We start from the raw sequence: 22,028 nt of genomic DNA, 5'->3' as shown, positions 1-22,028 counted from the left end.
GGCTTATGTATAGTTCCCGACCTTCGGGTCGGGACGCAAACTCTTTTGATAATTTACGATATGATTTTACTAATATGTTAACTTATACAGTTGTAATATACTGAAACAATTTAAGGTGATTATCGCAATGGGGCTCACCTCTTTCCATCCCGAACAGAGAAGTTAAGCCCATTTGCGCCGATGGTACTGCCAATGGTGGGAGAGTAGGTCGTTGCCTTTCTTTTAAACCTCAATCTAGTTATAGATTGAGGTTTTTTTTTGCCCTAAACTTGAAAACAAACAATTAGTATTTAATAAAACTACCAATCTAACTAGGGAGATAAGTATTATAGATAAGTTGTTGTTCGAAAATATGAATTTATAAGAATACGTTATTAAGGAACTTTACTAAAGTATTGTTTTAAGTAATTTAAGAGTTGTGTTTTGATTCAAATAAGAAGAATTAGAAGCCTTTACAGTACCAAATTTATTTTTTGACAACTTAACTTATTCTTTAATTAAACTAAGCATAATATTGCGTAAAATTAATAGTTTATTTTTACCTCAGTTATTTCCTTAGCCAATGTTTTTTAACTTATAAATCGAATTATTGTTTCTTTTTCGCTCCATTTTTTATTTTTATATTCATAAATTATTATTTCTGAACTATAATCAAAAGAAAATAATTTTTGAGAAATTTGAATATATGCTAAATCAAAAGTTTCATTGAATATTGGTTTAGAAATAGAGCAATAACCTTTTTCACAATTAATCTCAATCCATTTCCAAAATTTACGTTTAGATTTTAATTCATTGTATTGCTTTTCCGTTATGACTTTTTTGTTAAGAGTTGCTCCTTTTATTATTTTAAATTCATTGAAAAAATCTACTTGATTCTTAAGATGTAAGCTGTCTTTTATATTAAGATATTGGTTAGCTTTTTCTCCAATATCAAAAAAAATAGAACTTGTAAATACTTTTCGACTTTCAGAAATACAACTTGAAGATAGATAAGAACCGTTTTTATCTATTAGAATTTGAGTAATCAATTCAACAGTCTTTTTTAGATCTAAATGAATATTTTTATTTGTTTCAATTTTAGATTTGTTTTTACAACTTAAAGTCAGAATTATAATTAATGATAATATGTAGGATTTCGTCTTTTTCAAATGTTAGGCAATTAGTTGCGCTAAAGTTAATTATTTAAACCTTAAACTCTCGTTGTCGTTTTGCTTCAAAAGTTAAAATAGCAGCTGCTACAGAAACATTCATTGAGTCAATTTGCCCTTGCATAGGTATATTTATGTTTTGAGTTGCTTTATCTCTCCAAACTTGTGTTAAACCTGTTGCTTCGGTACCAACAACTAATGAGGTAGGTTGGGTATAGTCATTTTTATGGTATTCGTTTGAGTTTTGTAATGTAGCACTGTAAATGTTAATATTATTTTTTTGTAAGAAATCAATAATTTCTTCAGAACTACCAATACCAATTTGGTTGGTAAAAAGACAACCAACACTCGAACGAACAATATTAGGGTTGAACAAATCTGTTTTTGGGTTTGCTATAAAAACAGCATCAACATTAGCGGCATCGGCAGTACGAAGCATTGCACCAATGTTACCTGGTTTTTCAATTGCTTCTAATACTAATACAAGTGGAGTATTGGTGTTAAATTTTATTGCATCTAAACCAAAATTTTTAGCTTTTACTACAGCTATTACACCTTCGGTAGTATCGCGATAAGCTATTTTTTGATAAATTTCTTTTGTAATTTCAATACAATTTTCGGTATGTTTTGTCAGTTCTTTTAAACTTTCATCAGAAAACATATTGGCTACAAATAAAAGGGTTTCTATTTGATAATTACCTTTAATAACTAACGAAATCTCACGTTGTCCTTCTACTAAAAAGAGTCCTTTCTTTTTTCGTTCACGAGATTTATCTTGTAGTTTTAATAAATCTTTAATAAAAGGATTTTGTATGCTGCTAATCTGTTTCATAACGACAAAAATACCCAATATTGGGTATTTTTGAGGCTATTTATAAAACTATTGTAAAATTGAATTATAATTATTGTTTTAGATACATCATAAACAACGCTATTACGATGAATTTCACTTTATAACTAATCTTGAAACTTATATTACGTAATTAAAAGATTCCTTCACTTTGTTCGGAACGACGAATTTTATAATGTTTCTTTTTTATTGTTGATTTTTATATTTGTTTGAATAACGTTTCCATAATTTTGTTTGGTGCGATTCTAAGCTAATTTTTCTACCTTGTATAAAAGCATTTGATAAAATATTAGTTCGCATATCTAAAGCATCACCTTCAGAAATAAATAGGGTAGCATCTTTACCAACTTCTAAAGTACCTACTTTATCATCAAGACCTAAAATTTTTGCATTGTTCTGTGTAATTAACTGTAGCGCTTTTTCTTTACCTAAGCCATAAGCAGCGTAAGTACCAGCGTAAAATGGCAAGTTACGCGTGTTCATACGTTCCATATCACCTTCCATACCTAAACCAATTAAAATACCTGCGTCAGATAATATTTTAGCAGCACGAAAAGGTAAATCATAATCATCATCTTCTCCTTCTGGTAAACGATGAGCTCGTTCTAAAATTACTGGAATATTGTTTTCTTTTAACAAATTGGCAACTTTATCAGCTTCTTGACCATGAACAATAACCATATTTTTAACACCTATTTTTTTTAAGGTATTTACAGCATCGGTAATTGCTTTTTTACCGCTTACGTGAATAAACATTTTTTGAGCCCCGTTTAAAACTCCCTGTAAGGCTTCATAAGGTAAAATTTTAGGTAATTTCTTACTAGCTAAATATGCTTTAGCGTTATTAATGTATTTTGTAATCTGATTAATGTTTTTCTGATAGTTTTTATTTGGTTTTAAACCAGGGTCTTCACCTAACCACCAGCGTCCGCTACTAAAGTTACTAGGCCAATTCATGTGAACACCATCATCCTTTTTTAAAAGCGCATCCTCCCAATTCCAAGCATCAAACTGTACTACAGACGATGTTCCTGAAATTACGCCACCACGTGGAGTAATTTGTGCCATTAAAACCCCGTTTGGCCTCATGCTTTCAATTACTTTACTTTCTGTATTATAAGCAATAATACTTCTAATGTGAGGTAGCATAGCGCCAACTTCATCAAAATCTCTTGTGGCTCTTACTGCATCTATTTCAGCTAAACCTAATGAGCTGTTAGCTGCAATAAAACCAGGATACACATGTTTATCCTTTGCATTGATTATGGTTCCACTACGGGCAATTCTCATCATTGCGCTTCCAACGAAAGTTATTTTTCCGTTAGAAAACATAATTAAAGAGTTTTCAATTACTTGTCCGTTACCTAAATGTGCCGTTGCACCTTCAATACTATAATCTTGTGTTTGTTTTGGTGCTGGTGTTTGTTGTGCTAATATATTTCCTAAGAATAAGAAACATAAGAAACTATATATTATTTTAATTTTCATGTTTATTGTTTTTATGTTCTTATTCTGTATCACAGTGAAATAATTTTTTAACTTTCTTAACAGGTGCTTGTGTTTTTGCACCTTTTAACTTTTCTAGCAGCATCATGTTAATTAATTTTGCACGTTCAGTTTTAATAGTTTTACGTTTTTCTTTATCTTTCTTAATATCAAAATAAAGTGTACCATCAATAATTGTTTTTTCTGCTTTAGAATATATTGATAATGGATTTCCGTTCCATAAAACAACATCTGCATCCTTACCAACTTTAATACTACCTGTACGATAGTTTAAGTGTAATAACTTAGCAGGGTTTATGGTTACTGTAGCCCATGCATCTTGTTCAGACAGTCCACCATATTTGATTAATTTAGCAGCCTCTTGATTTAAACGTCGAGACATTTCAGCATCATCAGAATTTATAGCAACTGTAATTCCTTGATTGTGCATAATAGCAGCATTGTAAGGTATTGCATCATTTACTTCGTACTTATATGCCCACCAGTCTGCAAAAGTAGAACCACCAGCTCCGTGCTTTTTCATTTTATCTGCAACTTTATAACCTTCTAAAATATGAGTAAACGTGTTAATGTTAAAGTTGAATTGTTCTGCAACTTTCATTAACATATTAATTTCTGATTGTACATAAGAGTGACAAGAAATAAAACGTTCTTTATTAATAATTTCTGCTAAAGTTTCTAACTCTATATCTTTACGATAAGGCTGTCCGCTTTTCTTTTTAGCATCGTATTCTTTAGCTCTTTGAAAATAGTCAATATAAACTTGTTCAACTCCCATACGAGTTTGTGGAAAACGTACTGTTTGTAAATCTCCCCAGTTGGCTTGCTTTACATTTTCTCCTAAAGCAAATTTGATAAACTTCGGGGTGTTTTTATAAATCATTCCATCAGCATTTTCTCCCCATTTTAATTTAATAATAGCAGAGCGCCCACCGATTGGGTTTGCTGAACCGTGTAAAATTTGAATAGAAGTAACACCTCCTGCTAAATTTCGATAGATATTAATATCATCAGGATTCACAACATCTTCAATAGTTACTTCAGCAGTAGAATTATGACCAGCTTCATTTACAGCAGAAGTAGCAATATGTGAATGCTCGTCAATAATACCAGCAGTAAGGTATTTACCAGTACCGTCAATAACTTTAGCATTACCACTTGAAATACTTTTTCCTAATTTAGAAATTTTTCCATTTTTGATTAAAACATCAGTATTTGTTAATATTTTTCCATCTTCAGATGTCCAAACCGTTGTGTTTTTTATTAAAATATTTTCTTGACGTGATTTGGTGTAATTACCATAGCCGATATTTGGATAAGAAATAGCAACCACTTCTGTATTTTTATCTTTTTTCTTGTCTTCTTTCTTGTCTTCTTTTTTAGATTTAAAAGTAGCAGTCCAATCAGTTTCATCTCCATTGTTGTTGGTTGCAGTACCTTTTAAATTTTTGCTTTCAACGATTCCTGATAAACGTGTGAATTTATCACCATCTCTTAAAGTAATGGTAATCCAATTATCTTTAAGAGAAAACTTTGAACTAACTTTTTTATCTCCTTTTTTAATTGAAGTTTTTTGTTTTGTTCCTTTCCCACTAATAGACATTGTGTAGGTCTCTGCATTAACAGCTAAGATATATTCACCAGAAAGATCTTTAATATTTATATCATTTACAACGGTTTTATCACCTTGAATCCAGTTTTCGTATAGTGTAGTATTTTTATCAAAAATGTCTCCAGAGGTAATTAAAAAATTAGCATAACTTCCTTTATTTAAGTTTCCAATTTTGTCGTTTCTTAAAATTTTTGAAGGAACACTTGTTAAAGCACTTAAAGCAGTAGTTTTACTCAAACCAAATTTAATAGCTTTTTGTAAATTAGCAGTGAATTCTTTAGATTTCTTTAGTTTATAAGTAGTTAATGCAAACGGAATATTATTTTTAGAAAGAACAGCAGGATTTGTTGGTTCTTGATTCCATTTACGCATATCGCTTAAAGCAATTTTTTCAGCTAAAAAAGCATTACTTACATCGTATGCTTTTCTAAAGTTTATAGGAATAATAAAAGTGGCGTTGGTATTTTTAATATCACTAATACGTTGATATTCGTTACCACCACCTACGATTGTATATTGAATACCAAATTCGTCACCAACTTTATCGGCTCGTAAATCATCTAAATAACTACCTGCTCTAAATATTTGTGGAAGCTCTTTTTTATCATTTAAAGCTTGTAATGCTAAATCGGTATTTTTAATATTACCTTTTGCATACCAATCTGCATCTAAATAAGTTTGTCTTAGTAAAGCCATAGCTCCCATGCGAGAAGTAGGGTAGGACTGACGTGTTTTTTTACTTTTGCTAAAAGAAAGGTAGTTGGCAGATTGTTTATTTAAAATTCTATAAGCATCAGATGAAGCAGTATTTAAAGCAACTAAAACACCATTACCTTGCATAATTCCATCGTCTAAACGTGTATTTACGACACCAAAACCTAAATTTACTAGTTCTTTCGCTTTTTTAGAATCGAATTTAAAATTATTAAAAGCATTTGCATCTGGTCTAATATGATCGTTCCAATAATACCCTTTACGATTAGCGTCATACTGTGGACGTTTACCAGAAGCACTTTCTCTTTTAGGAAGTGTTATACCAAAAGTAGCATATACATCAATAAAAGAGGGGTAAATTGTTTTCCCCGCTAAGTTAATCACTTCAGCTTCTTTCGGAATATTAATTGACTTACCAATATTTAAAACTTTACCATCTTTAATAAGTAATGTTCCTTTTTTTATAATATTGGTTGGTGTAACATAAATTTTAGCATTGGTAAATGCAAATAATTTATTATTTGGTGTTTTTACCCCAGTGTTACTAGGGAAATATTCTTGTGCATACGTAGTTGAAATGCATAAGAATACTAGTAGTATTAGTATTTTTTTCATTGAAGATTAAGTTGAGTTATGTGATAAAGGTATTTATTTAAAATTGAGTAAATATCGTTTTAACAAATAATTAAGATTAGTTTAAGACTAATTTTCCAATTTTTTGAGGACCTGATAACCAAGCAGTATTTTTATTTACAAACTGAATAGCATAATAAGACTCTTTACTTACATCTTTCCAGGTATGTCCCCCATCATTTGAAAAAGAGACTCCTGTTTTTCCAACAGCAAAAATTTCTTTTCCATTTGTATTTGGTACATATTGTACACAACTCTTATAATTAGGGTTTTGATTGTCTGCTACTAGCGTCCAGGTTTTACCTCCATCAGAAGTTATAGCTTTGTTAGCGCAGTTATCATTTGGTTTCGAATAATCTCCACCAATAGCATATCCGTTATTTTCATCATAAAAATCGATAGAATAGATTCCTTGAGGGCCGTGACCTTGGATAATAGGGGTATTATAAATCACCCAAGTATTTCCATAATCTGTAGATTTTAATATTCTTGCTTTGGTACCACCAGATGCAATCCATACTGTTTTGTTATAAATAGTAATATTAGTATTACTTGCAGCAAAGAAAGCTTCGCCTTCTTTAAATTTTGGTAATTTAGAGCAAGGTAGTTTTGTCCAGTTTTTACCACCATCAGAAGTTAAAATTAAAGAAGGGCAATCATCAGTAGGGTCACCTACAGCAATACCGTGTTTACCATCAGTAAAAAACTTAATACAGTCATAAAAAACCTTTTCATGTTTTTCTGTATAAACAATAGTTTCATTATCTAAATTGATATTATATAATAAGGCAGGGTTTGCAATTGATAAAGCAAAAACACCATTGTTATTCATGGCAATACTTCTAAAATGAGGAGTAATAGAGTCGTTATGTTTTAAGTATTTTGTTTTCCAAGTTTTACCACCATCTTTAGTTGTACTAATATCTCCTTTTGATCCTGCAAAAATCAATTCGTTTTCACTGATTGCTTCTATTGCACGAATGCTGGTACTGTCTTTTTTAAACTCAGTTATTTTAATGGTTTCAAAGTTTCTAACAGTGTTTTCTTTTTTACAAGAAAATATAAACAGCGTAATTAAAAATAAGATTGAAAAGTGCTTCATTTTTTTGATATTTTTACAGAACTAAAAATAGATAAATCAATTTGATTATATGAAAAAAGCATTGGTAATTTCTGGAGGAGGAAGTAAAGGAGCATTTGCAGGAGGTGTAGTTGAATATTTGATGAAAAAAAAGAAGAAAGACTATGATTTATTTTTAGGAACTTCTACAGGAAGTTTAATGGTTTCTCATTTAGCGTTAAAGAAATTAGATTCTTTAAAGGAGTTATATACCAATGTAAACCAAAAATCTATTTTCAGTAATAGTCCTTTTAAAATTACAAAGGTCCATGGAGAAAAGGTAATTTCTATTCGTCATATGAATACTCTTTGGAATTTTTTAAATGGAAGAAAAACTTTTGGAGAGAGCAAAAACCTTAGAAAGCTTATAAAGAAAAATGTAACTCGCGAAATGTATGATGAAATTAGAGAAAACAATAAAGAGGTTGTTGTAACGGTTTCTAATTTAACTGCAAATAAAATTGAATACAAATCAATTTCTGAATGCAGTTATGATGATTTTTGTGATTGGATATGGGGCTCATGTAATTATGTGCCTTTTATGAGTTTGTTAGAAAAAAACAATTGTCAGTACGCTGATGGTGGTTTTGGAAGTTTAGTACCTATTAGAGAAGCTATATTAAGAGGAGCGAAAGAGATTGATGCTATTATTTTAGAAACAGAAGTTACTCAGATTAATAGAATACCTGCAAAAAATCCGTTTACATTAATGTTGGATGTTTTTGATTTTATGCTCGAAAATGTAGAGCGTCATAATATTACTATAGGTAAGTTATCAGCTAAACATCATGATGTAAAATTAAACTTATATTATACTCCAACTGTTTTAACAACAAATACGTTGGTTTTTGAAAAAGAAAAAATGAAAAAATGGTGGAAATCTGGCTATAAATATGCTAAAAAACTAGATGATGAGAAAATGAGTCAATTTAGACCTGAAATGATAGAAAATGAAGAAATAGAAGATGGTTTAGATAATGTTTAGTTTATGAAATTCGGAAAAGTTGATCATCCAGCATTAGTAGATTTTACACTACCAATTACACATAAAAAAACAATAAACATTTTAAATTCATTTAAAGAAGTAAGTAAACCAAGCATATTTGTAGGTTGTGCGAAATGGAATAAAACTGATTTAAAAGGGTTTTATCCTAAGGGAACAAAGGATGAACTGGAATATTACTCAAAACAGTTTAACTCCATAGAATTAAACGCAACTTTTTATCGTCAATTCCCAGCAATTCAATTTGAAAAATGGGAAATGAAAACACCTAAAGGCTTTAAGTTTTTTCCGAAGTTAACACAAGATATTAGTCATTGGAAACGATTAAAAGGTGTTCAGGAATCGGTAAATGTTTATTTAGAGAACAGTTTGAAACTTCAAGATAAATTAGGAACTATTTTTTTACAGATGAATTCTAATTTTAGTCCTCAAAGTTTTAATGCGTTACAAAATTTTGTTGTTAGTTGGCCTAAAGGAATTCCGCTAGCAGTAGAAGTGAGGCATAAAGATTGGTTTGAAGACAAAGCTGTTTTTGAAGAATATACCAAGTTATTACAAGAAAAAAATATAGCAAATATATTAGTTGATACTGCTGGTAGACGTGATATGCTACATATGTGCTTAACAAATAACGAAGCTTTTATAAGATTTGTAGGAGCAAACCATAAGTCAGATTATGATCGATTAGATGCTTGGGTAATTCGTTTAAAAGAATGGAAAACTTTAGGGTTAGAGAATATTAATTTTTTTATTCATCAAAATTTAGAGGTTGAATCCCCTTTATTAGCAGCTTATTTTATAAAGAAAATAAACAAAGAGTTCAATCTAAATTTAAAAATACCTAATGAAGAAAGTAATCAACAAATGAGTTTATTATAATAAAAAATCCAGCTCTAAAACTGGATTTTTTTATGTCATTAAATAATAAGTTATTTTAAATCGATATACATATTATTATAATCAGGATAGGTCATGTTAGAGTTCCATTGTGGCTTAAAACTAGTCGCTTTTTTTACAGCAGTGCTTCCTTTTGCACCTGTTGTAATATATTGAATGGTTCTTTCTAATAAAGGCTCTGTAGGGTTACCTATAATACCTAAATTTTCAGGGTTTTCAGCCATTGTAACTTCAGGTATAAATCCTAAAGGTTTATTTTCTCCGTTTTTATTCTGAATTTCTAAAACAATAGGTTGCATTGCCCAGGTATGATTCGTTTTAAAATTAGGACCGTTACGTGAGAAATTATCAGAATCATATAAGGTGATAGAACCAACATGTTTACCATAGGTTTGTACACCTACTAGTTTTACAGTTATATAAGGTGATAAAGCATTTATAACTAATTCAGATGCTGATGCACTACTTTCAGAAACAATAAAATAAACAGTTTCTAAATTTAAACTATTAATAGCCTCGTCTAAAATAACATTTTGGTTATTATCTTTATTTAAAATTCTATCTGTAAAATTATTATTTAAATCATTAGGGTTTGTAGTAGCCATAATTTTACTATTCCAAACTTGTTTGGCAAATAACTCACCATTAAATTGCCCTGTAATCATACCACCTAAATATACAGCTGTTTTTACAGAACCTCCACCATTATAACGTAAATCGATAATTAAATCGGTAATACCATCATTTTTAAATTTTAAAAACTCAGCATTTAATTCCGCATCAAAAGAACTAGAAAATTGATTATACATTAGGTATCCAATTTTTTTAGCTCCATTAACAATCACTTTGGCTTCTTTTACAGGGTTTTCTGTTACTTGTGTTTTTGTTACATTAATTGTAGTTGTATTAGTAACTGGGTTCCCCATATTATAATCAGCCAAATGAACGGTAAATGAATTATTACCTAATAAAGAGTTTACGTTATCTCTTGTTAGTATCGTTCCGTTTACTTCCGTAATAATCATACCTCTTGTTATACCATTAGCCTCGGCATCAGAACCTTTTACAACATCATATACATATATGTAATAACCACCAGAGGCATCTAAATAGTCAGCTCCTTTAAGTTTCATACCACTTGTTAATCGAATACTTTGAAAAGATTGCTCAAGAGCAATATAATCATCAACAATCCAAGAATAAGTTTTGTTAGGATCTTTAGGATATTCATTAGGAATGTATAATGAATTATAAAATAAATTGGAAGGATCTCCAGCACTTGATAAATAACTATACAGTTCTTGATCGTTATTGAAACGTCTGTCTAATAAATCAGGAACTAGGTCTTGCCATAAGTAATAGGCATTTAGTCCTTTCCAAACAAAATCTTGGACTTCAATATTACTAGGAGTGTCTTCTTTTTCACTACAAGATACTATTGTTATTAATAAAAATGCGATAAGGAATGCTTTAAATAATTTCATAAGGAATATATTGGCTATAATATCAACGCAATTTAATAAATAATATTATTTTTTTTTGTTTTTGTTGTAACAAACTTGAAACCTCGTCGTCGTAGTTATGTAAACCCGATAATTATAAAGCAATTTAAGTTTACAAAAACTAATCAACTAAACTAATGAATCAATCAGACTTTTTAAAAGTTGTACTACCATTTAAAGACAAGGTATTTCGTTTAGCAAAGAGACTGTTAGTTTCTAGAGAAGAAGCTGAAGATGCTACACAAGAATTGATCTTTAAGTTATGGAGAAACAAAGAAAAACTGTCAGACTATAAAAATGTAGAAGCATTTGCGATGACAATGACAAAGAACTATTGTTATGATCGATTAAAATCGAAACAAGCAAGCAATTTAACATTGGTTCATAGTAATTATAAAGAAAAAGATACGTCTTTAGATAAGAAAGTAGAACATAATGATAGTGTAAATTTAGTACACAAACTAATTGAAAAATTACCAGAACAACAAAAAATGATTATTCAATTAAGAGATATAGAACAATATGATTTTGATGAGATATGTAAAATGGTAGATATGAAACCAACTGCTGTTAGAGTAGCTTTATCAAGAGCAAGAAAGACAATAAGACAAGAACTAATAAAAAAACACAACTATGGAGTTAGCTAACATAGAAAAACTAGTAGAAAAATACCTAAATGCAGAAACAACTTTGCAAGAAGAACAAATACTACAAGAGTATTTTACTTCATCTAATGTGGCAGCACATTTGCAAAAGTACAGTATGATGTTTAGTTATTTTAAACAAAGTAAGGGAGAAACTTATACCAAAACCATTCAGTTAAAACCTGAGAAAACAAAGAAGAACTGGAAATGGTTATCGGTAGCGGCGTCAATAGCCTTATTATTTAGTGCCTTTTTAGGTAATCAAAAGTATCAAGAGCATCAACAAAGAAAGCAATTTGTGCAAATAACAGCAGCGTTACAAATGGTTTCACTCAACTTAAACAAAGGAAACGAAGCATTATATGTAGTTTCAAACAACTTAAACAAAGGAAATGATGCTTTAGAACACTTAAATACCTACGAAGAGACAGTAAATAAAGTTTTAAGCAAAGTAAATTAATAACAAAAAAGTAAACCAAGTACCTAATAAACCAAGAAGATCATGAAAAAAATAATAATAATATTCGCAATTGTATTCACAGTAAACTTAAGTTTCGGACAGTCAATTTTTGATAAGTTAGAAAACATAGATGAAGTATCATCGGTAGTTGTAAATAAAGATGCTTTCGAAATTCTATCGAAATTTAATGTAAAATCTGACGACAACGAAGCTATGGAAGTTTTTAGTATGGTTAAAAATTTAGAAGAGTTAAAAGTATTTTCAACAGACGATACAAGTATTTCTGCTAAAATGGAAACGATGGTAAAATCTGCAGTAAGTAAAAATAACTTAATTGAATTAATGCGTGTAAAGGATAAAGGATCACGTGTTAAAATTTATGTAAAATCAACAAAAAACAAAGATTTTGTTAGTGAAGTTTTAATGTTTGTAAAAAACAAAGATTCTAAAAAAGGTTCACCAGAATCTGTAATTGTTTCTTTAACAGGAACTATTGATATTAATAAAATGTCAAAATTAGCAGATACATTTTCAAAAAATAAAAATTAGTAATAAGTAAAACTACTTTTAAAATAGGGTTAAAGTATAAGTACTTAGCCCTATTTTAATCAATCAATAAAAACCAATCAAAATGAAAAAAATATTTATATACTCATTACTATTGGTAGCTTTCGTAACAGTTTCGTGTAAAAGTGAAGCGTCTTTACAAGGTTATTTAGTAGACAGTCAAGATAAAAAAGGATTTATAACTTTAGATATTCCTGCAAGTGTACTTCAATTAAGTACAGATAAAGTGTCTGAAGAAGATAAAAAAGCATTTGAAAGTATACGTAAGGTTAACATAACTGGTTTACCTTATAAAGATACAGATGAAGCAACTTATAATACAGAGAAAGATAAGTTAAAAGAAATCTTAAATAATTCTGATTATAAAAAATTAATCAATTTTAAGAAAGATGGAATGCATGCTACAATTTATTATTCAGGAGAAGCGGATGCTATTAACGAAATTATAGCTTTTGGTTATGGTAAGGAAATGGGTGTAGGTATTGCTCGTATTTTAGGAGACAATATGAACCCAGGTAAGATTATGGAAATGATGAGAAAGTCAAAAGTAAATGAAGGTGATTTAGATTTAGGTAAATTTAAATCTCTTTTAGGAGAAAATTTTATAAAAGTTAATGAAGATAAAGAAGAAGTTTCTGAGTAGATTTTTTTAAAACATATAGAAAAAGCCATCGTATTTGCGATGGCTTTTTCTTTTTAACTGCTCATTAACAAGCCTCCGAATAGATTTTCCTATTTTTGACATTTAAACGAAAATATTTTATGAAGTTTCAAAAGGCCTTTACGTTACTAATCATTTTTTTTACGCTTACTTTATTCTCACAATCTGATAATATATACAGAGCCGAAAAAGATAAAGTTCATGATTTAATTCATACCAAGTTAAAGGTTGACTTTAACTTTAAAGAAAAAGAATTAAACGGTGAGGAGTGGTTAACTATAAAGCCACACTTTTATGAAACGGATAAGTTAACTTTAGATGCAAAAGCGATGCTTATTCATAAAGTAACAATGAATAAGCAAACGTTAGCTTATAATTATGATGATTTTAAGCTTATTATAGATTTGCCCCGTGCTTATAAAAGAACAGAAGAGTTTACAATTTATATTAAATATACTGCACGTCCTGAAAAAGTAAAACAAAAAGGAAGTGCAGCAATTACTTCAGCAAAAGGCTTGTATTTTATAAATCCAACAGGATTAGATAAAAACAAACCAACACAAGTTTGGACACAAGGTGAAACCGAAGCAAGTAGTTGTTGGTTTCCAACGATAGATTCTCCAAATCAAAAAACTTCACAAGAGCTTTATATTACTGTTCCTAATAAATACGTAACGCTTTCTAACGGAAAGTTAGAAAAACAAATCAATAATACTAACGGAACGAGAACAGATTTTTGGAATTTCAAGAAAAAACATGCTCCGTATTTATTCTTTATGGGAATAGGAGAATATGAAATAATTAAAGATAGTTATAAGAACATTCCTGTAGATTATTATGTAGAAAAAAAATATGCTCCTTATGCGAAAGAGATTTTTGGAAAAACGCCTGAAATATTAGGTTTCTTTTCTAAAATTACAGGAATAGAATATCCTTGGAATAAATATGCTCAAATTGTAGGTCGTGACTATGTAAGTGGTGCTATGGAAAACACAACCGCTGTAATTCATGGAGAAAAAGCCTACCAAATGCCAGGGCAATTAATTGATGAAAATATACAAGAAAATACAATTGCACATGAAGCATTTCATCATTGGTTTGGTGATTTAGTTACCGCTGAAAGTTGGAGTAATCTTACCGTAAATGAAAGCTTTGCTAATTATAGTGAATATTTATGGAGAGAGTATAAATATGGAAAAGAAGATGCAGATGCTCATTTATTAAAAGCTACTGAAGGGTATAAAAACGGACAAAATTTTGATAAACATTTAGTGCGTTTTAATTACCACGATAAAGAAGATATGTTTGACGCTGTAAGTTATAACAAAGGTGGTGCAATTTTACATATGTTACGTAATTATCTTGGCAATGAGGCATTTTATGCAGGGATGAACAACTATTTAACAACTCATAAATATAGTACAGGAGAGGCGCATCAATTGCGTTTAGCTTTTGAGGAGGTAAGTGGTAAGGATTTAAATTGGTTTTTTAACCAATGGTATTTTAATAGTGGACACCCCAAATTAGAGGTTTCTTACGATTTTAATAAATTAAGAAAAACAGTTACTGTAAACATTATTCAAAATCAAGAAAACGAATTTAAGTTTCCTTTTGTGATAGATGTTTTTGAAGGAAGTAAGCGTACAAGACACAATGTTTTTGTTAATGGCAAAGATGCTTCATTTACTTTTCCGTATATAAAACAACCTAATTTAATTCAAGTAAATGCGAATGGGGTTTTATTATGTGATATCAATGAAAACAAAATTTTAAGTGATTATATTCATCAGTTAAAATATGCAGTTAATTATGTGCATAAAAAAGAAGCTTTAATTGAGGTTGCTAAAAACCAAGATGATAAAAAAGCCTTTAATGCTATTGCGAATGCAATGGGAGATGATTATTATAAAATAAGAATTTTAGCTTTAGAGAATATTAATTTAGTTAATAAAAATTCTAAAAAGAGAGCGATAGAAAAGATTAAACAACTAGCAATGAGTGATTCTAAAACATTGGTGCAAGCTGCTGCTATTGAAACTTTAGGTAAATTAATAGACCCTGAGTTAAAAGCAGTATTTGAGAAAGGTTTAGAAAGTAAATCTTATGCTGTTTTAGGTAAATCGTTAGTAGGTATGTACTATATAGATAAAGAATTAGCTATAACAAAATCGAAAACTTTACCTAATGCTGTTAAAAAAATTATAGCAACTCCATTAACACGTATTTATTTAGAAGAAAACGATGATGATGAGTTAGTTTTTATAGCTGGTAATGTTATGTCTGGTATGTATTTAAGTCAGAATAGAAAAATACAATCATTATATAAAAAAGCTTATAATAAAATAGCAAAGAGTAATAATACAGCAGCTATTAAAAATTTAGCAGATGACATTGTTTCTAAAGGAATTCAATACAAACAATATAATTTTGATAAGGTAGGAGTAAACCTATTGCGTCAAGTAGTAGATAAGCAGAAAAAGGCTAATTTATCTAATAAGATAAGTAATATAGAAATAGCTAAAGTTGCAATGGCAAAATTATTAGAGTAACCAAAAAATAAATCTTAATTTTGGCATAATAATTGGTTGCCCTAATCAAATTAACATTTTATGAAAAAAATTACTCTAATATTAGTAGTCATAAGCCTTATGATGCTTTCTTGTAACAGTGTTAAAACTACAGCAAAGGCACTTAATTCTGGAGATTATGATAAAGCAATTTCTTTATCAGTAAAAAAATTAGCGAAAAATAAGTTTAAAGAAAAAAATCAACCTTATGTTGTAATGCTTTCAAATGCTTTTAAAAAAGCTACTGATAGAGATTTATCGAAAATTTCATTTTTAGAAAAAGAAAATAACCCTGCAAGTCTTAAAACTATTTATGAATTATATAAACGATTAAATAATAGGCAAGAAAAAATAAAACCTTTATTACCTTTAAGAGATGTATTATCTGGAAATGATGTAAGTTTCAACTTGGTTAATTATGATAATAGTATTATTAGAGCCAAAGAGAATTATTCTAATTACTTATATGAAAGTGGGGTAGCAATACTAAAAAAAGGTGGTCAAAATAAAATGAATTATAGAAGAGCTTTTGATGAGTTTAAATATTTAGAGCGTGTTAATTCAAATTATAAAAATACAAGAGATTTATTAGAAGAGGCACATGCTAAAGGTACAGATTATGTGTTTTTATCAGTAAGTAATGAGACTGATTTAATAATTCCTAGAAGGTTAGAAGATGATCTGTTAGCAATGGATACTTATGGTTTAAACGATTTATGGACAGTATATCATTCTGAAAAAATAAGACAAATTAAGTATGATTTTGATTTAGAATTAAATATTAGAAGAATTGATATTTCTCCTGAGCAAATTCGTGAAAAAGAAATTATTAAAGAAAAACAAATTAAAGATGGCTTTAAGTATTTAAAAAATAATAAAGGTATTTATGTAAAAGACAGTTTAGGAAATAAAATTAAAGTTGATAATTTTAGAAAAATAAGATGTCAATTATATCGTTTTACTCAATTTAAAAGTAGTAGAGTATCTGGGGTTGTTAAATATTTTAATAATGCTACAAATCAATTATTAGAGAGTTATCCTATAGATAGCGAGTTTGTTTTTGAACATAGTTATGCTGATTACGACGGAGATAGAAGAGCTTTAGATAAATTTTTTTATGGCTTAACAAAGTTGAAATCTGTAGGTTTTCCATCAAATGAGCAAATGGTTTATGATACAGGAAGAGACTTAAAAGAGCGGCTGAAAAATATTATAACAAGAAATAAATTTAGAAACTAATTATTTTAAATAAAAGTATTAAGAGCTCCCACTTATAGTGGGAGTTTTTTATTATATTTGAGTATGGATACAGAATTATGTAGCACGAATTTTGATAAATATGAAGGAGTAAAAAATATACCTGTGTTTTATAAGCTTACATGTTTTATACTAACTTTAAGGTTTGTTATTAGTCCACTTTCTGAATTTATAGATGTTTTTAGAAGGGAGTTTTTCTCTATGTGTTGCTTGGTACCTTGCCCTCCTTTATTTTCTAGCTATTACTTTATTTAATTGGACTTATTCTCACAATTTGACGGACTTCCTAAAAATATATTACCCAAAGATGGTACGGTAAACTATCATGGAATTGTTTTATCAAAAGCACTAGCAGATAATTATTATAATGTTTTACTTAATTCAATTGAATGGAAGAGTGATGAGGCTATTATTTTTGGTAAATTGATAATTACCAAACGAAAAGTAGCTTGGTACGCAAATACATCATTCGAATATTCTTATTCTAACAGAACAAAAATAGCCTTAGTTTTCACCAAAGAATTATTAGCTTTAAAAGCATTGGTTGAAAAAGAAACCAATGAAACTTATAATTCTTGTTTGTTAAATTTATATCATGATGGTTCAGAAGGAATGGCATGGCATTCTGATGGAGAAAAGGATTTAAAGAAAAACGGAGCAATTGCATCTTTAAGTTTAGGTGCAGAACGTAAATTTGGGTTTAAGCATAAAGAAACTAAAGAAACGGTTTATAAAGTTTTAGAACATGGATCTTTATTGGTTATGAAAGATGAAACTCAAACACACTGGTTACACCGTTTACCTCCAACAAAAAAAATACATAGACCTAGAATAAACTTAACCTTCCGAACGATTGAAGAGTAGATATGTTGATTATGATAAACTTATTAATCAACTTCTAGTGGGTAATCAAAGATTGATTTAGGTATTAAATTTTGAATTTCAATGTCATTCTTCCAAGGATTACCTTGATAACCAGACCAGCCAAAATCTCCATCTGATCCATATTGTTCTGCTAATTTTAAGTTTTCAATAAGCTTATCTCTATTATTTATGGTCGCGTAAAAAGCAGAAAGTGAAGTGTATGAATTCACATTAGGCGTTATTTTATCTATAAAAGGTATTACTTTATTTGCAAACTCTTTATTACCCCAACGAGCTGCCATCTGAATAGCTTTGTCAATAATATAAGTACCAAAACATAAAGGAAGCGGTCTTTTACTTACATAATATTCAAAAGCATAAAAACTTTCTTCAGCTAGCTTTTTTTCTTCATTTGAACTTGAATTTAGAGCACCATAATTAATAGCATGAGATAGTTCAGAAAGAATTGCTTCATCTAGTAAAGTATTCATAAAAGAAAAATCTGTAGTATTTATTAGAATTTTTGGACGTTCAGCTCTTTTTGCTTTCTCAAATGATTTAAGAAAATCTATTTGATTTTGATCAGTCAAATTTCCCCTAGCATTCATAGCAAAACAATCATGACCTTCTTCTACAACACTAGCTACTTTACGGAGATATTCCCATTCGTAACCGTTATTTTGTGTTATTTTACTTTTTAACTCAATAATTCGCTTTTTTATACCTTCTTCATTTCCATGATCTTCACTATATTCTTCATGCTCATCAATATCATCCAAAACACCTTCAAGTGTATGACATATAATAGCTGCAGAGTCAGATTCACTTAGTTTTAATGATGTAACTACATCTTCTATTTGTGATGGGTATAAACTGATGCATTTATTAATCCATCCGTAAGCTTTTGATGAATATACATCAATTACATTTTGTTCATTTCCCTCTAAAATTAGTTTAACCAACTCTTCATCTTCATTTATATACATAATAGTGTGTGTGTTTGCAATGCGTAATTTTTCAGTTATTTATGAACTTATTAATCCTTTCGAGTTTATACTCATAATACCAAGAATTAGCGAAGTTAATTGATAAGAACAGATGAACACAATTTTTATTTATTCAATTTTTTTGAGCCTGACTTTCAAAACTATTAACAATATTAATAAGCCTAAAATAGGAATAATTAAATTCCATTTTGAAAATTCAGAAGACAACCTAACATACTCTTTGTTAAGAAAGTATTTTTTCTGTTTGTTGTTCCATAGATATTCATGAAATGTAAAAAAAATCGTTTTATTAGTTCTGTAATAACCCCTAAATTGGTCAGAAATAATAAGTTTTTCACCATCATCAAGTAATTGTAGTGGTTGTGAGTATTGTTTTACACCATTTTGTATTCTATAATATATTGTTGAAAATTTGTTTTTTAAAGCAGGGTGGAACCCTAGAGAATCGCAAATGAAAATACTTATAGCATAAGTACCTGGGTCAGCATATGATTCTTTAACTACCTTTTGAGTTGAATAAATAAAAACGTCACTCTTGTTTTGAGTAAAATCAGTAGTTATACTATAATCAGAAAACCCTTTTTCAGGAAGTAATATTTGTTTTAGGGTTTTAGTACTATCAGATGATTTTATAAAATGAATACCTTTTTTTGTAAATATTAAATCATAATTACCTTTTTCTATTTTTCTAATATAGTCAGTATTGTAAAGTTTAGAATCGAAATTCGAATCAATTAGAGCTATTGTATCTTTAATAGTTACGATTCCGTTTTCAGAAGTTTCTGAATTTCCTTGCTGAAAATTAATCCATTTGAAAGGAATACTATATATATCAATTAATAGTATTCCTATTAACAAAATTGTTAAAATTGATATTAAAACTTCTAAACTTTTCTTTTTCATGGAGTAGTTAGATATGTAATTTATTATAGCAACAAGTAGCGAAGTTAATTTATAACAATTGAAGAATCTAAATAAAGTACTAGAAACACATATTTAACCGCTATTTCCTTATTTTAGACTTAATATATCGGTTATTAATTGGGTAACGTGATCTTATACTCAAGTTTAGGATTTGAAGAAATTTTATATTGTGTATCAATTATTATAGAACCACTTAAGTTGTCAGGAATATCTTGTATAAAAATAGGTGTAGTTAAACCACTTTCGCTAATATGAATTTTCTCATCTTTATATACTTGTATTTCTGTAATAATTACAAGTTGATTATACTTTGCTAGCTTTTCTTTTTTAATTACAGTTTGCTTCTTTTCGAATGTTATTTTTTTAATTGTAACTCTTTCTGTTTGATTAGCCGGAAACATTGATTCTTTACTAACTTCAAACACTTTCTTTTCTTTATAATAATGTTTTGCTTGTAATTCGTTTATTGAAGTTCCTTTTTTTACAAGACCAATAGATAATGCAATTTTTTCGGGTATAAATATTGAATCTTTTTTTACTTGGCTCATTAAGTTTAAAAAAATCGGAACTTGCTGTTCTTTAGCTAATGCAGTTTGCATTGTTTCACTTATAATAATATCAGGTTCATTTTTAGAATCTATTTTATATTTAGTAGCATCATTATTTACTAACGTTATATCATATGCATCTAATTTTAATTTTGAAATTACATTCTTTAATAATTGAAAACTAAATGGATTTATTTCTAAAAGTGTATATTTTATATTTTGTTTTGAATATCTAAATATTAGAGGAAGAATAAGAGTTGCAAAAGGACCGGTTCCTGCGTACAAAATATGAAGCGGTTTCTTACTATTAATTTTATCTTTAATAGCTTTATTAATACCTCTAATAAATTTTCGTGTTCTAATTAAATCATCAAGGCAGAGAGCAGCCCAATATGTACCAAGAGCTTTGCCATTATCAAGTTCAATATCAATTCGTCCGTCTTCAATATTCATATTTGTTCCACAAATACCTTCTAAAATAATTCTATATTCTTTAGAGGCTTTTGATAACTTCAAAGAGTCAATTTCATCATCAAAATATGCTGAAGTAACTCTAATTATTTCTTTATGTAAGCCCATTATTATCTGCAATTATTTTTTTAACTAATAGATCAATTCATCTTATAAATTGGTATTCATAGTAATCGAAAGATAAATATCCTTGGTTTAAGAATCAAATTAAAATTATTTGACCTTTTTAATAAAGTAGGGGATAACCAGGTTATAATAGCTGTGTAACTACCATTTTTTGGAGAGATCTAATGAACTAAAAAACTTTTTTATTCAACGAAATCTTTTTTAAGAAGCCCTAATTTCTGTTTTTAATATTTTTATTTATCCATAAATTAAAATTACATTTTACTTTAGATTTTATTTTTTTGTAATACTTTTTTCCATATTTAATCTGTTTAGGAGTCATTTTTCTTGCTAAATTAGGCGCTAATTTTTTAAACATAAAAACTTTAGATCTTGGCATGTGCCATTCATCCCAATTAGTAGGTACAAAATCACCAGCTAATTTATACCATGCATAAGCTTTAGAAAGATTAACTTTTCTACCATCTCCATATTGCCACAGAATACCTAAACTACGCATAGAATTATGAATGCCTAGGTAAGCAGATTTCTCAAAATAATTATAAGCTTTTTTAAAGTTGATAGGTGTTTTATTATTACCTCGAACATACAACAATCCTAAATCATGTATAGCGTATGCATAATTAGCTTCTGCTGCTTCAATAAGCCAATTGAATATCTTTTCTTTATGTTTCGATTCTTTATGAAACTTTACTGTTTTCTCTGTAAAACACTTATTTTGACTGTGTAGTTGTTGAAAGGATAAAAATAAAATTAATAGATAGAAATTTGTTTTTTTTAAAAGTTTCATTGTGTTGTTTATTTTCTTTTTTATTACGCAATTTTATTAATGCATAAAGTTTTAATTCTTTATAGCAACGAAAGAATTAGTTAAGCTAATTTATAAAAATAATCAAGCTAAATTTTAAGTGCAACAAAATAACTGCCTAAAATATGATTAAAAAAAT

19 protein-coding genes and 2 rRNA genes (1 of these 21 running past the window's edge) are annotated in these 22,028 nt (G+C 28.8%); 11 read left to right on the top strand and 10 right to left on the bottom strand.

Going from position 1 to position 22,028, the window contains the following annotated elements; genetic code table 11:
- A 23S ribosomal RNA gene (locus tag CXF68_RS16000) occupies positions 1 to 11 on the top strand; it begins 2,873 nt to the left of the window's first position.
- A gap of 100 nt (positions 12 to 111) precedes the next feature.
- A 5S ribosomal RNA gene (rrf, locus tag CXF68_RS15995) occupies positions 112 to 220 on the top strand.
- 349 nt (positions 221 to 569) lie between these two features.
- Here rrf and CXF68_RS15990 read toward each other — a convergent pair.
- The 5 genes from CXF68_RS15990 to CXF68_RS15970 form a co-directional block, all read right to left on the bottom strand.
- Positions 570 to 1,148: a hypothetical protein gene (locus CXF68_RS15990; protein WP_101046126.1), complete on the bottom strand. Its 579-nt coding sequence runs from the start codon at positions 1,146 to 1,148 to the stop codon at positions 570 to 572.
- Positions 1,149 to 1,182: 34 nt separating this feature from the next.
- Entirely contained in the window at positions 1,183 to 1,980 is a 798-nt protein-coding gene (locus tag CXF68_RS15985) for an RNA methyltransferase (RefSeq protein WP_101046125.1), read from the bottom strand.
- Between the two features lie 204 nt (positions 1,981 to 2,184).
- On the bottom strand, positions 2,185 to 3,486 hold the full coding sequence (locus tag CXF68_RS15980) for an amidohydrolase family protein (RefSeq protein ID WP_101046124.1): 1,302 nt from the start codon (positions 3,484 to 3,486) through the stop codon (positions 2,185 to 2,187).
- 19 nt (positions 3,487 to 3,505) lie between these two features.
- Positions 3,506 to 6,445 (bottom strand): amidohydrolase family protein, encoded by a 2,940-nt coding sequence (locus CXF68_RS15975; protein WP_101046123.1) that lies wholly within the window; start codon positions 6,443 to 6,445, stop codon positions 3,506 to 3,508.
- Between the two features lie 76 nt (positions 6,446 to 6,521).
- Positions 6,522 to 7,565, bottom strand: a complete 1,044-nt coding sequence (locus tag CXF68_RS15970) for an oxidoreductase (protein ID WP_101046122.1) — start codon at positions 7,563 to 7,565, stop codon at positions 6,522 to 6,524.
- Between the two features lie 49 nt (positions 7,566 to 7,614).
- On the opposite strand from CXF68_RS15970, the gene CXF68_RS15965 reads away from it, so the two are divergent.
- Complete coding sequence (locus CXF68_RS15965) at positions 7,615 to 8,568, top strand: patatin family protein (RefSeq protein WP_101046121.1); 954 nt, start codon at positions 7,615 to 7,617, stop codon at positions 8,566 to 8,568.
- A gap of 3 nt (positions 8,569 to 8,571) precedes the next feature.
- Entirely contained in the window at positions 8,572 to 9,465 is an 894-nt protein-coding gene (locus CXF68_RS15960; RefSeq protein WP_101046120.1) for a DUF72 domain-containing protein, read from the top strand.
- Between the two features lie 50 nt (positions 9,466 to 9,515).
- On the opposite strand, the gene CXF68_RS15955 is transcribed toward CXF68_RS15960, so the two are convergent.
- Positions 9,516 to 10,967, bottom strand: a complete 1,452-nt coding sequence (locus tag CXF68_RS15955) for a S41 family peptidase (RefSeq protein WP_101046119.1) — start codon at positions 10,965 to 10,967, stop codon at positions 9,516 to 9,518.
- 155 nt (positions 10,968 to 11,122) lie between these two features.
- Between CXF68_RS15955 and CXF68_RS15950 the strand changes: the two genes are divergently transcribed.
- The 7 genes from CXF68_RS15950 (at position 11,123) to CXF68_RS15920 (ending at position 18,005) form a co-directional block, all read left to right on the top strand.
- The gene (locus CXF68_RS15950) at positions 11,123 to 11,632 is read left to right on the top strand and encodes an RNA polymerase sigma factor (protein ID WP_101046118.1); all 510 of its coding nucleotides are present in this window, start codon (positions 11,123 to 11,125) and stop codon (positions 11,630 to 11,632) included.
- Positions 11,619 to 12,089: a hypothetical protein gene (locus tag CXF68_RS15945; RefSeq protein WP_101046117.1), complete on the top strand. Its 471-nt coding sequence runs from the start codon at positions 11,619 to 11,621 to the stop codon at positions 12,087 to 12,089. Before CXF68_RS15950 ends, CXF68_RS15945 begins: the two co-directional genes overlap by 14 nt.
- Positions 12,090 to 12,131: 42 nt before the next feature.
- Entirely contained in the window at positions 12,132 to 12,638 is a 507-nt protein-coding gene (locus CXF68_RS15940; protein WP_101046116.1) for a DUF4252 domain-containing protein, read from the top strand.
- Positions 12,639 to 12,720: 82 nt separating this feature from the next.
- Positions 12,721 to 13,299: a DUF4252 domain-containing protein gene (locus CXF68_RS15935; RefSeq protein WP_101046115.1), complete on the top strand. Its 579-nt coding sequence runs from the start codon at positions 12,721 to 12,723 to the stop codon at positions 13,297 to 13,299.
- Positions 13,300 to 13,418: 119 nt separating this feature from the next.
- Entirely contained in the window at positions 13,419 to 15,866 is a 2,448-nt protein-coding gene (locus CXF68_RS15930; RefSeq protein WP_101046114.1) for a M1 family metallopeptidase, read from the top strand.
- 60 nt (positions 15,867 to 15,926) lie between these two features.
- The gene (locus CXF68_RS15925; RefSeq protein WP_101046113.1) at positions 15,927 to 17,123 is read left to right on the top strand and encodes a hypothetical protein; all 1,197 of its coding nucleotides are present in this window, start codon (positions 15,927 to 15,929) and stop codon (positions 17,121 to 17,123) included.
- 273 nt (positions 17,124 to 17,396) lie between these two features.
- Positions 17,397 to 18,005, top strand: coding sequence for an alpha-ketoglutarate-dependent dioxygenase AlkB (locus CXF68_RS15920; RefSeq protein ID WP_101046112.1), 609 nt, complete (start codon positions 17,397 to 17,399; stop codon positions 18,003 to 18,005).
- 23 nt (positions 18,006 to 18,028) lie between these two features.
- Here the strand turns inward: CXF68_RS15920 and CXF68_RS15915 are convergent, their stop codons facing one another.
- The 4 genes from CXF68_RS15915 to CXF68_RS15900 form a co-directional block, all read right to left on the bottom strand.
- Positions 18,029 to 18,991: a hypothetical protein gene (locus CXF68_RS15915; protein ID WP_101046111.1), complete on the bottom strand. Its 963-nt coding sequence runs from the start codon at positions 18,989 to 18,991 to the stop codon at positions 18,029 to 18,031.
- Between the two features lie 129 nt (positions 18,992 to 19,120).
- Positions 19,121 to 19,915: a hypothetical protein gene (locus tag CXF68_RS15910; protein WP_101046110.1), complete on the bottom strand. Its 795-nt coding sequence runs from the start codon at positions 19,913 to 19,915 to the stop codon at positions 19,121 to 19,123.
- Between the two features lie 134 nt (positions 19,916 to 20,049).
- Positions 20,050 to 21,063, bottom strand: coding sequence for a hypothetical protein (locus CXF68_RS15905; protein ID WP_101046109.1), 1,014 nt, complete (start codon positions 21,061 to 21,063; stop codon positions 20,050 to 20,052).
- A 229-nt stretch (positions 21,064 to 21,292) separates the two neighbouring features.
- Positions 21,293 to 21,871, bottom strand: coding sequence for a tetratricopeptide repeat protein (locus CXF68_RS15900; protein ID WP_101046108.1), 579 nt, complete (start codon positions 21,869 to 21,871; stop codon positions 21,293 to 21,295).
- Positions 21,872 to 22,028 lie beyond the last annotated feature (157 nt).

This window comes from Tenacibaculum sp. Bg11-29, from assembly GCF_002836595.1.
Taxonomy (GTDB): domain Bacteria; phylum Bacteroidota; class Bacteroidia; order Flavobacteriales; family Flavobacteriaceae; genus Polaribacter.
The sequence above is the reverse complement of the archived record's forward strand: the minus strand, read 5'-3'. Positions and strand labels throughout refer to the sequence as shown.

Coding starts and splice junctions, on each gene's coding strand:
- CXF68_RS15925 (WP_101046113.1), top strand. CDS start 15,927: ATGAAAAAAATTACTCTAATATTAGTAGTCATAAGCCTTATGATGCTT.
- CXF68_RS15935 (WP_101046115.1), top strand. CDS start 12,721: ATGAAAAAAATATTTATATACTCATTACTATTGGTAGCTTTCGTAACA.
- CXF68_RS15910 (WP_101046110.1), bottom strand. CDS start 19,915: ATGAAAAAGAAAAGTTTAGAAGTTTTAATATCAATTTTAACAATTTTG.
- CXF68_RS15945 (WP_101046117.1), top strand. CDS start 11,619: ATGGAGTTAGCTAACATAGAAAAACTAGTAGAAAAATACCTAAATGCA.
- CXF68_RS15905 (WP_101046109.1), bottom strand. CDS start 21,063: ATGGGCTTACATAAAGAAATAATTAGAGTTACTTCAGCATATTTTGAT.
- CXF68_RS15965 (WP_101046121.1), top strand. CDS start 7,615: ATGAAAAAAGCATTGGTAATTTCTGGAGGAGGAAGTAAAGGAGCATTT.
- CXF68_RS15955 (WP_101046119.1), bottom strand. CDS start 10,967: ATGAAATTATTTAAAGCATTCCTTATCGCATTTTTATTAATAACAATA.
- CXF68_RS15915 (WP_101046111.1), bottom strand. CDS start 18,991: ATGTATATAAATGAAGATGAAGAGTTGGTTAAACTAATTTTAGAGGGA.
- CXF68_RS15960 (WP_101046120.1), top strand. CDS start 8,572: ATGAAATTCGGAAAAGTTGATCATCCAGCATTAGTAGATTTTACACTA.
- CXF68_RS15900 (WP_101046108.1), bottom strand. CDS start 21,871: ATGAAACTTTTAAAAAAAACAAATTTCTATCTATTAATTTTATTTTTA.
- CXF68_RS15985 (WP_101046125.1), bottom strand. CDS start 1,980: ATGAAACAGATTAGCAGCATACAAAATCCTTTTATTAAAGATTTATTA.
- CXF68_RS15970 (WP_101046122.1), bottom strand. CDS start 7,565: ATGAAGCACTTTTCAATCTTATTTTTAATTACGCTGTTTATATTTTCT.
- CXF68_RS15975 (WP_101046123.1), bottom strand. CDS start 6,445: ATGAAAAAAATACTAATACTACTAGTATTCTTATGCATTTCAACTACG.
- CXF68_RS15940 (WP_101046116.1), top strand. CDS start 12,132: ATGAAAAAAATAATAATAATATTCGCAATTGTATTCACAGTAAACTTA.
- CXF68_RS15980 (WP_101046124.1), bottom strand. CDS start 3,486: ATGAAAATTAAAATAATATATAGTTTCTTATGTTTCTTATTCTTAGGA.
- CXF68_RS15950 (WP_101046118.1), top strand. CDS start 11,123: ATGAATCAATCAGACTTTTTAAAAGTTGTACTACCATTTAAAGACAAG.
- CXF68_RS15930 (WP_101046114.1), top strand. CDS start 13,419: ATGAAGTTTCAAAAGGCCTTTACGTTACTAATCATTTTTTTTACGCTT.